The sequence below is a fragment of the Streptomyces sp. NBC_01267 genome, assembly GCF_036241575.1.
Lineage (GTDB): Bacteria > Actinomycetota > Actinomycetes > Streptomycetales > Streptomycetaceae > Streptomyces.
Genome location: NZ_CP108455.1, coordinates 4,021,709 through 4,036,083 on the forward strand (window position 1 = coordinate 4,021,709; position 14,375 = coordinate 4,036,083).

Annotated in this window: 13 protein-coding genes and 1 pseudogene; 2 read left to right on the top strand and 12 right to left on the bottom strand. The window is 67.5% G+C overall.

Translation table 11 applies throughout. The features are described 5' to 3' along the window. Nucleotides 1–104 precede the first annotated feature (104 nt). Together OG709_RS18495 and OG709_RS18500 are read right to left on the bottom strand one after the other, a co-directional pair. Nucleotides 105–1,274, bottom strand: a complete 1,170-nt coding sequence (locus OG709_RS18495) for a serine/threonine-protein kinase (RefSeq protein WP_329166995.1) — start codon at nucleotides 1,272–1,274, stop codon at nucleotides 105–107. A 44-nt stretch (nucleotides 1,275–1,318) separates the two neighbouring features. After that, complete coding sequence (locus OG709_RS18500; protein ID WP_329166997.1) at nucleotides 1,319–3,112, bottom strand: hypothetical protein; 1,794 nt, start codon at nucleotides 3,110–3,112, stop codon at nucleotides 1,319–1,321. A gap of 146 nt (nucleotides 3,113–3,258) precedes the next feature. Here OG709_RS18500 and OG709_RS36095 point away from each other — a divergent pair, with 146 nt between their 5' ends. Then, the gene (locus OG709_RS36095; protein WP_443068543.1) at nucleotides 3,259–4,038 is read left to right on the top strand and encodes an SAVMC3_10250 family protein; all 780 of its coding nucleotides are present in this window, start codon (nucleotides 3,259–3,261) and stop codon (nucleotides 4,036–4,038) included. Nucleotides 4,039–4,124: 86 nt separating this feature from the next. On the opposite strand, the gene OG709_RS18505 is transcribed toward OG709_RS36095, so the two are convergent. The 3 genes from OG709_RS18505 to OG709_RS18515 form a co-directional block, all read right to left on the bottom strand. After that, nucleotides 4,125–5,027: an LLM class flavin-dependent oxidoreductase gene (locus OG709_RS18505; RefSeq protein WP_329166999.1), complete on the bottom strand. Its 903-nt coding sequence runs from the start codon at nucleotides 5,025–5,027 to the stop codon at nucleotides 4,125–4,127. Nucleotides 5,028–5,145: 118 nt separating this feature from the next. Further along, on the bottom strand, nucleotides 5,146–5,544 hold the full coding sequence (locus tag OG709_RS18510; protein WP_329167001.1) for an NUDIX domain-containing protein: 399 nt from the start codon (nucleotides 5,542–5,544) through the stop codon (nucleotides 5,146–5,148). A gap of 167 nt (nucleotides 5,545–5,711) precedes the next feature. Then, on the bottom strand, nucleotides 5,712–6,629 hold the full coding sequence (locus OG709_RS18515; protein ID WP_329167003.1) for an FkbM family methyltransferase: 918 nt from the start codon (nucleotides 6,627–6,629) through the stop codon (nucleotides 5,712–5,714). Nucleotides 6,630–6,730: 101 nt separating this feature from the next. Here OG709_RS18515 and OG709_RS18520 point away from each other — a divergent pair. Then, nucleotides 6,731–7,177: pseudogene (locus OG709_RS18520) on the top strand (AAA family ATPase); the annotation flags it as partial. Nucleotides 7,178–7,188: 11 nt separating this feature from the next. On the opposite strand, the gene OG709_RS18525 reads toward OG709_RS18520, so the two are convergent. The 7 genes from OG709_RS18525 to OG709_RS18555 form a co-directional block, all read right to left on the bottom strand. Beyond that, nucleotides 7,189–8,085: a glycosyltransferase family 2 protein gene (locus OG709_RS18525; protein WP_329167005.1), complete on the bottom strand. Its 897-nt coding sequence runs from the start codon at nucleotides 8,083–8,085 to the stop codon at nucleotides 7,189–7,191. Beyond that, a complete protein-coding gene (locus OG709_RS18530; RefSeq protein ID WP_329167007.1) occupies nucleotides 8,082–9,317 on the bottom strand; it encodes a glycosyltransferase in 1,236 nt (411 codons plus the stop codon). The genes OG709_RS18525 and OG709_RS18530 overlap by 4 nt, the downstream gene beginning before the upstream one ends. Then, nucleotides 9,314–10,018, bottom strand: a complete 705-nt coding sequence (locus OG709_RS18535; protein ID WP_329167008.1) for a hypothetical protein — start codon at nucleotides 10,016–10,018, stop codon at nucleotides 9,314–9,316. Before OG709_RS18535 ends, OG709_RS18530 begins: the two co-directional genes overlap by 4 nt. Then, entirely contained in the window at nucleotides 10,015–10,926 is a 912-nt protein-coding gene (locus OG709_RS18540; RefSeq protein ID WP_329169280.1) for a glycosyltransferase family 1 protein, read from the bottom strand. The genes OG709_RS18535 and OG709_RS18540 overlap by 4 nt, the downstream gene beginning before the upstream one ends. Further along, nucleotides 10,923–11,483, bottom strand: coding sequence for a MobC family plasmid mobilization relaxosome protein (locus OG709_RS18545; protein WP_329169141.1), 561 nt, complete (start codon nucleotides 11,481–11,483; stop codon nucleotides 10,923–10,925). Before OG709_RS18545 ends, OG709_RS18540 begins: the two co-directional genes overlap by 4 nt. A 309-nt stretch (nucleotides 11,484–11,792) precedes the next feature. Beyond that, a complete protein-coding gene (locus OG709_RS18550; RefSeq protein ID WP_329167010.1) occupies nucleotides 11,793–12,560 on the bottom strand; it encodes a DUF2637 domain-containing protein in 768 nt (255 codons plus the stop codon). A 272-nt stretch (nucleotides 12,561–12,832) separates the two neighbouring features. Beyond that, entirely contained in the window at nucleotides 12,833–14,368 is a 1,536-nt protein-coding gene (locus OG709_RS18555) for a DnaB-like helicase N-terminal domain-containing protein (RefSeq protein WP_329167012.1), read from the bottom strand. Nucleotides 14,369–14,375 lie beyond the last annotated feature (7 nt).

A 14,375-nucleotide genomic window follows, 5' to 3' on the forward strand; every position in this document is an offset into this window, starting at 1 on the left:
GTGATGCAGTCCGCAACCTTCGTATTCATCACCTCTTACTCGCTCTGACTGCTCAATGAAGGCATGCCGTGCTGGTCCGGCGCTCCCGTCTCGGCACGAGTTGGTTACTCGGCACCCGATCTTGAAATCCATCGGGCCACACCTTCGAAGGCATTTAGTGCCCGCTTGTCATACAGCCCGAAAAGGTCCTGGCAGTCACGGCCGAGGCGGTTGTACAGGGCTGCAGCCCCCCGGGTATCGCCCGACTGGCCAGTGAGTTCGGCATGCTCTATGCGCTTTTCGATCACTTCCTCACCATACGGCCCGAACCGGAGTTCCAGTTCGAAGATGCGGCGGTCCAATTCCTGAATACGCTCCGAGTGGCCGACATTACTGTCCACGGCGTCCAGCAGGTGAGTCCGCCCCATGGCAATGGCCACGTCCTCAGTTCCCAAGGAGTGCTGGACTTCGCTCATCACTACGGCAACTGCTTCGGCGCTGCGCGGACGACCTGCCGGATCCTTGGCCAGGAGAATTCGGACGATGAAGTCAAGCTGATCGGGCACGCCTGGGCGGTGGGCACTTGGCGGTGCCGGCAAGTTGTCTTGGTGCATTCTTCCCACGGTCATGGGATCGTCCTGCGGGCTGCCGAAGGGCGGTCGCCCCGTCAGCATCTCGTAGAGGACGCAGCCCACGGAATACAGGTCACTATGCACGCTGCCCGGGCTGCCAGCCCACCTCTCGGGAGCCTTGTACAGAGCGGTTCCCACGCCTGTGTGGGACTGGGTGACATCAGCGAAGGACGCGAGCCCGAAGTCCACGATCTTCACCACGCCCTCGTTTGTGATCATGATGTTGTCGGGCTTGATGTCATGGTGGAGCACCTTGCGTAAGTGCGCGGCGTCCAGGCCCTCGCAGATCTCCCGTGTCCAGCGGACGGTTCGCTCGGTCGTGAGCGTGGGCCCTTCCTTTAAATGGCTAGCGAGTGATCTGCCCTGGATGTACTCCATGACGATGTAGAGCTCGCCCTCGTGCTCGCCCGTGTCGTAGATCTGCGCGACGTGGGCATGGCTGACCCGCGCCATAGCAACGCTCTCTCGCCCGAACCTTTTCACCGTCCAATCGGTGAACTCTGTGGCAGCTCCCTGCTGGCGGAGACGTCGTCGCGCGAGAAACTTCAGGGCCACAGTGCGGCCAAGCTTCGTGTCCTCGGCCGGCCAGACGTCACCCATAGCACCGCTGACCGGACGGTCCTTAACTTTGAAGCGGCCACCGATCAACTTGGAGGTGTCCATCTGGTTCCTTTCCCGCTTCCTGGCCGGACACTCACGCCAGGTGATCAGCCCCGCTTGTGTCCGTCTCCCCACCGAGTGAGGAGATCTAGCTGCTCCACCGCATCTTGCCAATCCTCGAGAAGGTCCTTGCACTGGCGGAGCGCCTTGTCCATCGTTGCGACAGCTTCGTGTCGCAATTGGTCTCCGTGATCGCGTACGCGCCTTCTGCGGAACGGGATGCTTCCGAACTCCCAGACCGCCCCAGTGAAGAGTCCGATCGTGAGCAGCGCGAAGAACCAACGTGCTGCGCCATCGACGAACGGCACCACCAGCGCCAGTGTGAACGCACCGATTACCAAGGCGCCGATCACGCGTGGCCATCTGCGCGCGACAGCGTCCGATCGAACCTGAGTCTGTCGCTCGATATGCGTGTCGAGTTCATCGACAACCCTGCCTGACTGCACCATCATCTGCGGGTCCGTCGGGACGGAGCAGTCCCAGCCCGCGACGCTCAACGTGATGTGACGCGGGAGGCGATTGCGGGAGGCAGTGACGAGCCGTTGCGCAGCCTCCTCCAAATCCGGCCAAATGGCCCGCAAAGCCATGCGGCGAGCCGGTTGGCTGAGCCGTACTTCGTCTGGCTCGAAGATGGCCTGATCGAGGAGTTCCATGAGTGCGATCGGGGCGCCGTCGGGGGAGACTGACGATTCATGGGCCCTGTCAGCCGCCTCAAGGTCTCCGCCGTGTTCGATGACCCGCTCAAGTCGCCGCATCCTCTCGCGCATGTCTGCTTCATCCGGCTCGAGTTGATCGATGAGACGTTCGAGGGCGCTCTCCACATGGCCGCCATTACCGACCGGCGTATCGGCTCCGTCGAACCCATCAGGGAACATGTGCTCAAGGTGGGCCAAGGTCCTGTCGGGCACCGTCGATAGTTCCCAAGCACCCCGGATCGCCTCCCATTGGTCTCCGCACGTCTTGCGTAGGACTGCGTACCGGTTCTCGGTAAGGCGACCTCGGAGGTTCAAGAGACGGGACCCCAGCTGGGTGCTACCAAGCATGCCGACCGATGCAGGTGCACCGGCTGAGAGGGGCGAGACCCCTCGGTTCCATCGCGCCATAGCCTGCCGGGCGTAGCCGAGTGCCTTTTCGCCCAGTTCCTTGCCGGCGATCGCGTCCAGGACGACCAAGAAGTCTTGCCCCAGTTCATCAGGGTCGAGCGACTGGAGGTAAAGGTCCATCCATGCAGTGGCTTCGGTTTCGTCTCCGAGGCGAGAACACGTAAACGAGAAAAAGAGGTTGGCCTTCGCGGCGTCCAAGGCGCAAGCATGCGCCCGCGCGCGCTCACCCTGCTCCTCCTCATCGCGGAACTTGGCTGCGACTGCCATCGTGGCAGGCGCTAGCCAGTACGTTGGCTCAAGGAGTAGCCGCTCCTCGGAGCATGCCCGCACGGTGGCTGTGTTCACTACGTTTCTGTAGATGGCCTGTGCGGTGAGGGTGTGCACTAGGCCGCGGGCCAGGGTGCGGGTCTGTTTGCGCTGCGCGAAGCTTGCATGCCACTCGGTAGTCAGCCGAGACAGTTCTGCCTGGGCCTTGGAGGCTTCCCGGTCACGTCCGTACTGTTCGATAAAGGTGTCGAGAGTCTGGCGTGTGTCGGTGACCGCGCTCTCTAGCCCTGCGATCTCCTGCCGCACATTGCTGACCTCCCCGCTAAGCCTCACGACGTCCGTCTCCACGTCTTGCAGCCCCTCCCTGAAGCCGGACAGCCTCGCCTCGTGACGCCCTTGCCCCTCCTCTATGCCTTCGATCCGTTCGCCGAGTCGCTGAATCGCCGTGTCCAGGCCAAGCTCGTCGTCCATGACATCCCCCAGGCCATCACCAACTGCGTTATGTGCCTGACCATTGTCGACTCAACCCGGCCACTCCTCGGCCAACTGGCTTGAATCGGTCTGTAATTGTGTCGTTTCGGCCACTGTCGGCGCGGGATGGCAGTATGGCGTGTCACATGAACAGACCGACCGAACGGGAGCGCACAGTGCGCGAAATCGTCTATCTGTCGGAAAGTAAACTGCGGCAGTTCGTACCTGCGCCACGGCGTGTCCCGCGTACGGGTGCTCTCCGAGTGACCACGCCGTTGGGAGGCATCGACCTGGACGCGCCGGTACCCAACCTGGAACAAGGGCAGCTGCGGCACCTTCGCGATGTTTCCGAGCACGTTGAGCTTGTGGCGGGCTGGTACGCACAGCCTGACTTGCGTCCCGGCCAGTGGGTGCAGTTCGAAGCACCACTTCGTTGCGTGACGCTCGATGGCGCTCACCAGGACCTCGTACTGTTCGTGGACCCTTCAGACCGAGAGAGAACAGGCTCCGTGACAGACGGGGACTGCCGTCTGCTCATGCATGGGTCGGTCCGTCATCTCAAGGGCTGGACCCCGATGTCAGTAGACGGTCCCGCGCTAGAAGTAGAGAACTCGGCCTCCAGCCTGGGAACTGCATTCATCACCAGGGCCGGGCAGGTCGTGGAGGCGCTCACCAGGCACCGCGACCCGCTGCTACTGGAACGGACTCCATCCCCGGAAGCGGCGCGCCTGCACCGCCGGGGCGTGCAGGAACTGCTAGATGCGTTGGACGACGAGGACGGCAGTATCGATACTTCCGCAATGATGACTGGATACGCGCGGGTCACGGGAATTCTCTCGAGTGCCGGCGCCACCTCTCGGTGCGTAGTGGCTAGCCCCCTCGTTGTGGAGTTTTCGGCAGCCGACCCTTTGAGGAATTCCATGTGACTGCAGAGCGACTTCGCGTGCCAGGAAGCTAAACCCACGATGCCAGCGAAGTGCCTGTTGAGCCCCTACTCCCGATAGTGCAGCAATTAGCCGAGTTGTTTGCGACCTTCGGTGGCAATCAACTCGAAGACCGCCTGGCCAGCGGCAAAGTCCGAGTCGGGAATCGGCCAGTGGATCACGATTTCGGTGAAACCGAGCTCACGGTGGCGGCCCGCGAAATCAACAAAGGCGTCTACGGAATCCAGCGGCCGGTTTCGGTCGGGAGTGAAGCCGTGGAGCAGGATCTTGTCGAGTTCGGCCACGTCTCGGTCGATCTCCGCACATGCCGTGCCGAGTTTCTCAATCTGGCCGCGAAGGGCTTCCACCGACTGGTCCGGTGTGCCCATCTCGTACAGCTTCGGGTCACCGGTCGTCACCCATGCCTGCCCGTACCGTGCGGCCAGCTTCAGCCCGCGCGGACCTGTCGCCGCCACCGCGAACGGCAGCCGGGGCTGCTGTACGCAGCCGGGGATGTTCCGGGCCTCGTCCGCCGAGTAGAGGTTCCCCTCGTGCGTGACGGAGTCCTCGGTGAGCAGCCGGTCGAGCAGCGGCACGAACTCGCCGAGCCGATCCGCCCGCTCCTTCGGTGTCCACGGCTCCTGCCCTAGTGCCGTCGCGTCGAAGCCGTTGCCGCCTGCCCCGATGCCGAGCGTGATCCGGCCGCCGGAGATGTCGTCAAGCGAGATCAGCTCTTTGGCAAGGGTCACAGGGTGCCTGAAATTCGGTGACGTAACGAGGGTGCCCAGGCGCAGCCGGTCAGTGGCCGTGGCAGCAGCGGTAAGCGTGGGCAGAGCGCCGAACCATGGACCGTCGCGGAAGGTGCGCCAGGAGAGATGGTCGTAGGTGTAGGCGGCGTGGAAGCCGAGTTGCTCGGCGCGCTGCCACTTGGCGCGGCCTCCCTCATGCCAACGGTCGACGGGAAGGATCACGGTGCTCAGGCGCAGGCTCATGTCACTGAGCCTATGCCGGACACGGACCCCCATTCGTCCCGAGCGAAGACGAGCCGGGGCTGCTTGGGCTGCTCGACGTCGCACACGACGATGAGGCCGCCGATCATCTGCCGCCCGCTCATTGCGCCGCGGTGGCCGCCCATCCGTAGCGGGAGAAGGAGGGACCACCGTTCTGATACGCGGCAAGGGCCTGTGCGGAGGTCGGGAACGCAGGCTCGGGCAGGCGGTCGGCGGCGACCCACTGGGCCGCCAGGTGCTTGGCCGGCTCGGTGTTGGTCAGTTCGCCGGTCCACGTGTCGGTGGCGAAGGCAAAGAGGACGAACTGCCCGGCCTCGTCCCAGCCATGTTCGACGTGGATGACGTGGACGAGTGCGAGGTCCGCCGGGCCGACAAGCAGACCGGTCTCCTCCTTGAGTTCGCGGGCGGCGGCCTCGTCGAGGGCTTCGCCAGGTTCGGCCTTGCCCCCGGGGAGGGTCCAGGCCGGTTGCGGGGACCAGTTACGCGCGGCGTAGTGCACAGCGGGCGATCGTGCCGGCGCGCTTGTCGTGGACGATCACGCAGACCATGTTGCGGCTGTTCATCACGCTGGCGCTCATCACAGTGCCCTCTCCTTGATGCCAGAAGATGTCGGTGGTCCGGCTGTGTGTTCAGTCTGGGCCCGCCGCTCGGAACGTACGTGTGCTGTCAGCACCCGAGCATGAGGCGGTCGGCGTTGATGCGTGAGAAGACCAGGTCGGTCATGTGGGTCGGGGTTTCGGTGCACCGGACGGGCGGTTGTGGTCGGCGCATGGCCCGGGGGTAGGTGGCCGGGTCGTAGTCGTTGGTGAGCGTGTACGCGTGAAAGCCGTGTTCGCCAAGGGTGTTGATGATGGCGATGGTGCTCTCGCCTTGCTTGGCCAGGAGCCTGGGCGTGACTTCCACGACGAGTTCCGCGTCGTCCCGCAGGTGGGGGAGCGCGGGTAGCAGTCCGCGGATGGCTGCTGCTTCGGCGCCTTCGACATCGATCTTGATGATGCGGGTGGTGGCAAGTTCGGTCTGGCTGACCAGGTCGGCCAGGGGCGCGGTGGGAGCCTCGAAGGCCGTGTGGACACAGCGGGGCCGGACAGCGGTGGTGTGGCCGAGGTTGGCGGGGTCCTCCAAATACAGGGTCAGCGTGCCGTGGGTATCGGAGGCTGCGGAGCGAACGGCGCGGATGTTGGTGCGGTGGTTGGCAGTGGCCGCAGCGGTCAGGTCGTCGTGGAACTGCGGGGAGGGCTCGATGGCGACGACGCGGCCGTGGGGGCCGACGGCGCGGGAGGCCAGGAGAGTGAACGCGCCGCGGTGGGCTCCGACGTCGATGAAGGTGTCGCCAGGGTGTAGCCGGTCGCGCAGGAAGGCGCTCAGGTTCGGCTCCCACTCGCCGAACAGGTACTGGTAGCGCTGGATGACGTCGCTGGTGGTGACGGTGACCACGTCGCCGGACCGCAGCCGGACGGTGGCGTGGACTGCGTCGGTTCGCAGGTGCTCGTCGAGGAAGCGGCTGACGAGCCGTGCCTTGCCCACGGTTCCAGAGGCGTGGCGGACGTAGGCCCGCAGCGCGCGGGCGATAGCGGAGGCGGACACGGGTGGCTCCTTCGGTTGGCGGCAGCAGGGAACGGGGGCCTGGGCCGACCGGCGGTGACAGACTGGCCGGAGAACGCTTGTGGTGATGAGGGGAGTCAGCGGTGGCCGAGAGCACTCCGGTGGTGTTCCTGCTGGTGGGGCTCACCGGTTCGGGGAAGACCACCTATGCGCAGCGTGAGCTGGAGCCTCGGGGTGCTGTGCGGCTGTCGGTGGACGAGGTCGTCTACGAGCGGCACGGCCGGTACGGCGTCGACTACCCGGAGAACACCTACTTCGAGAAGGAGTCCCCGGTCGTCGCCGAGCTGCACCGGCGGCTTGCCGAGCTGGTCGCGGAGGGCCGGGACGTGGTGTGGGACCACGGGCTGTGGCCGCGCAAGGACCGCGATGCGATGAAGGAGCTGGTTGAGTCGGCCGGCCGGCAGTGGCGGCTGCTGTACTTCCCGGTGAAGCGTGACGAACTGCTCCGTCGGCTGGTGGAACGTAACGAGCGGGCGGATGCCAACGCACTGGTCGTCACACCGGAGGCCCTGGACGACTTCTTCGCGCGCTTCGAAGTACCTCAGAACGAGGGCGAGGAGATCGTGGAGCCGGACTGGTTCCGAGGCGCGTGCGGACGCCAGTTGGTGGCGATCCTGGCGGCTTCGGCGGCCCAGCCGTCCGGCAGGCGGTCGAGGGTGACGTGGCGGAACCCGAGGCGGGGGTCGGAGACATCGATGCGGCCGTGGTGACGGTCGATGTGCAGCAGCAGGCGGGACGCCTCGCTGCGGACAGCCGGGGTGTGCTCGGCCCACTCTCCGGAAGTGAACTGCCTTACCCGCCGCTGCAGGTCGCCCAGGACGCCCGAGCGCCACTTGAAGTGATGCACGCACGCGAGCGTGTCCGGGGCCGGTTTATGGCCCGGTGTCCGGTGGTTACCGGATGCCATGGCCACCGAGGAGTGGGCGAGGACGATCTTGCGGGGGTCGCCCTTGAGGAGCCGGTGAGTGAGGTGCCCGCCGAGCGGGAAGGCCCGGTCCAGTCCGGTTTCCGGGCGCCAGAAGGCCAGGCGGCCGTCGTTCGTGACACGGTCGAGCAACAGCCCGCCGATCACCTTCTGTCTGGTGGCCTCGGCCTGGGCGATCACGGTGGAGAGCGGGGCCGGGTAGGTCTGGAACTCGTCGGAGTCGGCGATCAGGTGCCATCCGGGCCCAGCCTGGGTGCGCAAGTCGTCGCGGAGTCGGGTGTTGGTGTGCTCGTGCCACGGCCCGGTACTGACCCGAGCAGGGATGACGCCGAGAGCGTGGCTGGCTGCGACGAGCTGGTGGCGCCAGGCGTCGGGGACGTGGTCGGGAAAGTGGAAGGCGAGGTGGAACCGCTCGATGCCGAGCCGGCGGTAGTGGGCGGTCCAAGCGGCGAGCAGGGCCGGTTCGACCGGGCCGATCACCGCGACCAGGGTGGGAGAGATGGGCGTCGTCATCGGCACTTCTTGGTCAGGCGGGTGTAGGCGTCGGTGAGGAACGCGGCCTGGTCGGCTGCCGCGCGCATGTCCAGCGCTTCGGGCGCCGATGGCCCCGGGCGGACCGGTGGCTCGGCCGCGAGTTTGTCCAGCGCCTTGGCAAGTGCGTTCGGGTCACCGGCCGGGAAGAACTGGGCCCACGGCTCCCCTGTGAGCCGGGCGACCAGCTCGGGGTCGTGTGCGGAGACGATCAGCGGTACGGCGAGGCGGGCGGCATCCATGACCAGTCCCGATTCCTTGCCTACGCCGGGCTTCCGGGCGACGAGGGCCGCGTCGGCGGCGGCGTACACCAGTCGCAGGACCTGGTCGGCGACCGGTCCGGGCACGGTGTGGAGGCGGACGTTCGGCAGCTGATGCCAGCGTGTGAGGGTGCTGTCGTCCAGTGGGGCGCCGCACACCAGGACGTGCAGCGGCTCGGTGAGGCGGGCGAGGGCTGCGTCGATGGTGGCGATGTCCTTGTACGGCCACCAGCCCCCGACCACGCACACTGCTTTCGCGTCGGAGGGGATGGTGAAGGCGGCACGGGCGCCCTCGCGCTCGGCGTCGGTCAGCCGCCGGCCGTCGTCGACCGCGAACGCCCGTACCTCACCGCGGAGGCGTGGAAAGGCCGGCGCGACCTGGTCGCGGACGGCCGTGGTCGGGTACAACGCGATCACCCGCTTCTCACCTCTGCGGGCGATTCGGCCCAGCCACCTGACCGGAAGGTCCTCGGTGGTGACCACTTCATGGACGAACCGCAGGTGCGGGGTGCCGCCGAGCAGGGCCGCGGCACCGTGCAGGGCCTCACTCGCGGTGAGGATCACGACCGTCGCGGCCCCAGGGGCGAGGTGGCGCGCGGTGCGAAGACAGGCGGCTTCGGCCAGGCACCGGGCGAGAAGGGTGACCTGGTGCGGGAATCTGCGGACCGTCGGCGGCCAGCGCCGGGAGGCTAAGACCTGCCGGCCGGCGGCGGAGACCCGTGCTGACGTCCGCGCGGCGGCCAGAAGGATCTTTGCCGCAGGCCCGGCCGGACCGATGGTGACTCGGGTGCTGGACCGCACCAGCGGGCCCAGGTCATCGCTCAGGCCGCCTGGGGCGATGACGAGGCTGTCCGGCCGCACGGAGGCGAGCGCCGCCAGCGTGCGCTGGTGGTGTCCGCCGCCTTGGTGCGCGTACGGCTCGATCAGCACCAGTGGCCCGGGGTCGGGGTTCATCCGGTGACCGCCTGCTCGCCGTACAACGTGGTGAAGTGCTGGTACAGCCAGGGCGGGTCGTTGAGCGCCTCGAAGTGCTGCGGGTTGCGCGCGGCGACCTTGGCGAAGTCGACTCCGTCGCGGGCGCCGGCTGCCGAGTAGGCGGCGAATTCGCCGTCGCGACTGGCCGTCCAGGCGGCGATGCGTTCCTGGGCGGAGACGTCGGTCATGCCGTACTCGCTGCCACGCGCGAGCATCGCGCACTCGCGGAAGCCCGCCCTCCACGCGTGGAACGGGGTTTGGTTGAACCTCGTGACCCCGGCGGTCTGGCGACAGAACTCGACCCGGCCGGGCAGCGCGGCCAGCACGTCGACGGCCTGGCCCATTTCCCTCAACGCTGAGCGGCGGATCAGCTTGAGCCCGCCGTAGCCGTAGGTCAGGCCGTTGACCGGGTTGACCGCCTGCCAGACCCGCATTGCCACCCCGTCGGAAAGCGGTTCCACCGTGGCGGTGGGGAACTCGGGGTCGATGGCGAAGTCGCCGTCAGCGAGAAAGAACGTCTCGGTGTCGACCATCTCGGCGGTGAGCCGGTAGGCGCGTCGCATTCCGCGGACTCCGTGCAGGCGCTTGACGGTGCCGCCCAGCACCCGGGCGAGGCGGGTGTGCAGTGAGCTGGCCAGTGGCTCGTCGTAGGAGAGCTGGACCGCGTCGAAGCTGGTCACCGGATCGCCTCCAGGTAGCGGGCGGCCACCGCGGCCGGGGTGAGGTCGGTGGTGGAGGTGTGCGCTCGCTTGGCATGGACGAGGTAGAACTCGGCATCCGTGGCGAGGCGTTCGACGATCTGGACGGCCTGCTCGTCGGTGTCGAACAGCAGCTCGTTGTCGATGTGCTCGGCTAGCCAGCCGGTGCGAGGTCCGATCACAGGCAGGCCCATCGCCTGACAGTCGATCACCGACATGGACCAGGGGCAGCCGGGTCGGAAGGGCGCGATGCCGAAGTGGGTGCCGGCCAGCAGATTGCGGTAGCGGATGCGGTCGCCGCGGTCGGAGGCGATGGTGACGCCGTCCGTGGTCGCCAGCTCCTCCAAGTGTCGTTCGGGGCTGGGGTCGAGACGGATGCGCTCAGGACTGCGGGTGCCGAACAGGTCCATGACCGTGAGCCGCACCGGGGCGTCGGCGACGAGGCGGCGGGCGAGCTGGGTGAAGCGGGCGGTGCCGTAGTGCCTGTACAGGCGGTGGTTGTAGATGCCGGTGACCCTGCCTTCGGGCGGGGTGATGTCGACCGGGTGGCGTACCAGCCGTACGTCCCTGGGAGCGGGGACGATGTGCAGCTTGTCGGCGAGTTCGACGCCGGTGCGGGCAGCGGCTGCGGTGGTCCAGGAGGCGGCTGTGGAGGAGTGGACCAGGACGCGGTCGCAGGCCGCGAGGCCGGCGGCGAAGGCCAGCAGCACACTGTGACCGAGGCCCCGGTCGTTCAACGCCGGGTCCAGCTCCAAGTCGCCGGTGTCGGTGAAGGAGAACGGCAGGTAGTGGCAGTATCCGGCGATCCGCGCGTCGTGGCGTCCGGGGCCGTAGAGGTAGGCGAGCAGGCCACGGGTGTTGGACCCGGCCGGTTTGATGGCGGCGATCACGCGGACAGGTCCTTCGTCGGTTCGGCGGGCTCACACAGGGCCTCGGCGATCAGGGCGAGCAGGCGGTGGAGTTCGTCGAGATGCCGGCGGATGTCGGGCGGGGTGTAGTCGCTGTTCAGGGCGCGGGCGATCTGGTTGATGTTGACGCCGGTGCGGTTGAGCTCGCGCAGCACCTGGGCGCGGAACATGTGGGTGCGGCGGCGGTCCTCGGACAGCGGCAGATTCGTAGTGAACCGACCGGATACGAAGGCCAGGACGACATCGGCCGCAAACCCTGATCCGCCCTTGTAGCCGTGCTCGGCGGCAGCTTCCTGGAGCTGGGCATGCTCCTCACCGGTGAACCGCAAAGGACCGACGCGGACGGTTCGCTTGGTGCCGGTGAAGCGGCGATTCGCAGGCTGGACACCCTGCACCGCTCGCTCACCGGCCGCCGACTCGGCGGCGGGTGCGGAGCGGAGGATCTGCTGCTGGGAGGCGTGAAGTGTGTCCGGATCGGGGCCGCCCTCGGCCCCGACCATCTGGTCCGGCGCCCCCTGGCGCTGGGCCGTCTCCGCCACCCCCGGGGCGGAGATCACCGAAGACCGGCCACGAGTCGGACTCGGGGTACTACTGGCCCCGCCAGGAGCAGCCCGTCCGAACGCCCGCCACCAACGTTTCGCCAGCGTAGGCGACTTCGTCAGCCGCGAGGAGTCATCGAGAGGACCCTCAGGGTGGTGCGGGTCATACGCCATGGGAGGTGCCTCCGAAGCAGGGCGACAAGTTCTGCGTGGTGGGGTGGCCGCCCGCCCACAGGTGAGGGCGGGCGGCCAGGTGGCGAGGGAAGGGATCATCTGGCCGATGGGTGGAAGGGCCCAGCATCCAGACGGTCAGCCGTTGTCCGGTGGGGTGCGGGTAGCGGGGTCTCGAAGGACGGCCATCACCTCGGTCAGCCGTTTGCCGCTGATCGTGTGGCTCTTGGCTCGTACGGCCTGCTCGACAACCTCACGCGTCAGCGTGCCTTTCTCTGATGCAGCGATTCGCCCGATCTCTACGAGCTCCTCGACCGTTGCGCTGGCCGGACGACCACCTCGTGTTTTGACCACCGGCTCACGCTGCGATGCAGGTGGCTGGGCGGAAGGGCGCTTCGGCCGCTCAGCGGTTTCGCCGGGATGAGCGGAACTGCCGGCAAGTGGTTCCGGCGCTTGGTCCAACGCGGTCTGCGCTACTTCGCCGGGCTGGTCGACAAGACCGTGGACCTGTCGCATCAAGACGCCGAAGGCGAGCAGAGCGGCGGCCGGGGGTACGGCCGCGACCACGTAGTCCAGGAGAGGCACGGGGCCGGCCGTGGCCGTACCGCTGACTCCGGCCACGTTGAGCGCGATGGAGCCGACCGAGCCGGTGGCCGTGAGGGTGATGGCCCAGCCGTCGGTCACTCGGCGCAGCCCCGCGCGGAGCATCAGGAGTTCACCGGCGACGATGAACGCGTCCAGGGTCGCCGGCCAGGCCCATTGGCGGGTGGGTGAGTGGCTCAGTCCGTGCTGCCCGGCGACTTCGGCGAGGTGCGCGTAGGACAGCCAGAATCCGCCGGTGGTGAGAAGCACGATGACGACTCCGGCAGCTGCGAGCGCGTACCGCTCGGTGGCCTGCTTGGTCATGCCCGACCTCCTTCCGCTGTATCGGCAAGGTCTGGAGCAGCGCTGTCCCGGGGTGTGGTGATGGGCATAGAGGGTTCTCCGAGGCCGAGGCGCTTACGCTGCCCCCTCTTCAAGGAGGGGGCAGCGCGTAGGCGCCGGCGTGTGTATGCGCCGATTGATGACGCGTAAGCGTTTGACCTGCTGTTTTCTGAGATTCGTGCGCGCCGGAGGCGGTGTGTAGGCGCCTTCGGTGGTTCAGGGCGCGTACGGCGTCGCGTACGGAGGACGCCTGGTCAGGAGACGGCAGTGATGTGGTGGACGGTGGCCTTCCATCGGGTGGCCTGGCCTCCCCCGGTGCCGCCGCCCGCCCCGGTTTCCTGGGTGGCGTGGCCGCTCTTGGTGAGGGCCTTCAGGCGTCGCCTCGCCTTGGCGATGTCCGCCGTGCTGGGCTTGTTCTCGCCGGTGATATGGGTGGAGAGTTCGCGGGCTGTGAGCCCGCTGGAGCCCGTCTGCCGCAGCAGAGTCAGCGGGTCGAGGCTGGTGTCGACACGCGAGGTACCGCGAGGGTGATCGTGGATGACCGGCAGCGGGCCGATCTCGTCGTCGACGGTCTTGAGGTGGTGGAGGTGGACCACCGGGTCGCCTGCCGCGCCGCTGAGGAAGAGGACACTTCCCGCGCCTGCGGTGTACCAGGCCGAGCCATAGACCTGGTCCAGGACGGGGCGTTGGGTGCGTGAGGCGTCGGGTCCCTGTTTGCGCTGGTGGTGCAATTCAAGAAGTTCGACCCCGTTGCGCAGGAGCTGCTGACGGGCGTTGTTGTAGGCGAGGCCGGCCTCGTCGTCGGTGAGCTTGCCGACGACGTCCTTGAGGCTGTCGATGACCACGGTGTCCGCGCCGTGCTCGGCGGCCAGCTCGGCGAGGAGCTGGGGCTCGGTGTTCAACGAAGCGGGCAGCGGCCCCGACCAGAAGACCAGGCGCCGGCGCAGGACGTCCCGGTCGGCTTGGTGCACGATCCGGGTGAAGGCGCGGGCGAGCTGGCTGGGCCGGTCCGCGGCGATGTAGAGGACCTTCTCGCCCTCGCGTACCGGCATGTCCAGGACCTGGGCGATCAGGCCGAGGCGAGCGAGGACGATCTGCTGGGCGATCGTGGACTTCCCGACGCCCGGCGGTCCGACGAGCATCAGACTTTCCCCCGAGGCCCAGGCGGCTTTCCCCGGAGTGCCCCACACGGGCTCGGTGGTGGCCGGAGTGTCGGCGACGAAGGACCAACCGTCCACGGCGTATCGCTGGAGTCGTCCGCCCGAGCTGCGTCGGGCGCGATCGGCGGCCTCGCTCAGCGATGTCGCCAGCAGGCTCCGTACCTCGGCCGGGTCCGCTCCCGGCGCAGTGGCACCCTGAAGCACGCGGATCGCCGTGGCTTGCAGCATCCGGAGGTCGGCGTGATGGCGCACGATGTCCGCGTAGTACTCGGCTCCGGAGCCCGCCACGGCAGCCGATGCGAGGGTGTGCAGGTAGGGGGCGCCTCCGACACGAGCGAGGTCCCCGCGGGACCGCAGATGGTGAGCGAGCGCGATCGGGTCTGCGGGCGCTCCCTGTTGTCGCAGTTCCAGTAGGGCGTGCCAGATCGTTGTGTGCGCGGGCCGGTAGAAGTCACCGGGCTCCAGTGCCTGGCGGACCTCGTCGATGACGGTTGCCTGATACATGCAGGCCCCCAGCACGGCTGCTTCGGCTTCGACGTCGTGCGACGGAGTGGACGGCATGCCGAAGGTGTCCACCGGGGTGAGGTCAGCCGATGGTGCTTGCCACTGCGGGGTCGTACCCTGGGGCACAGAGCTT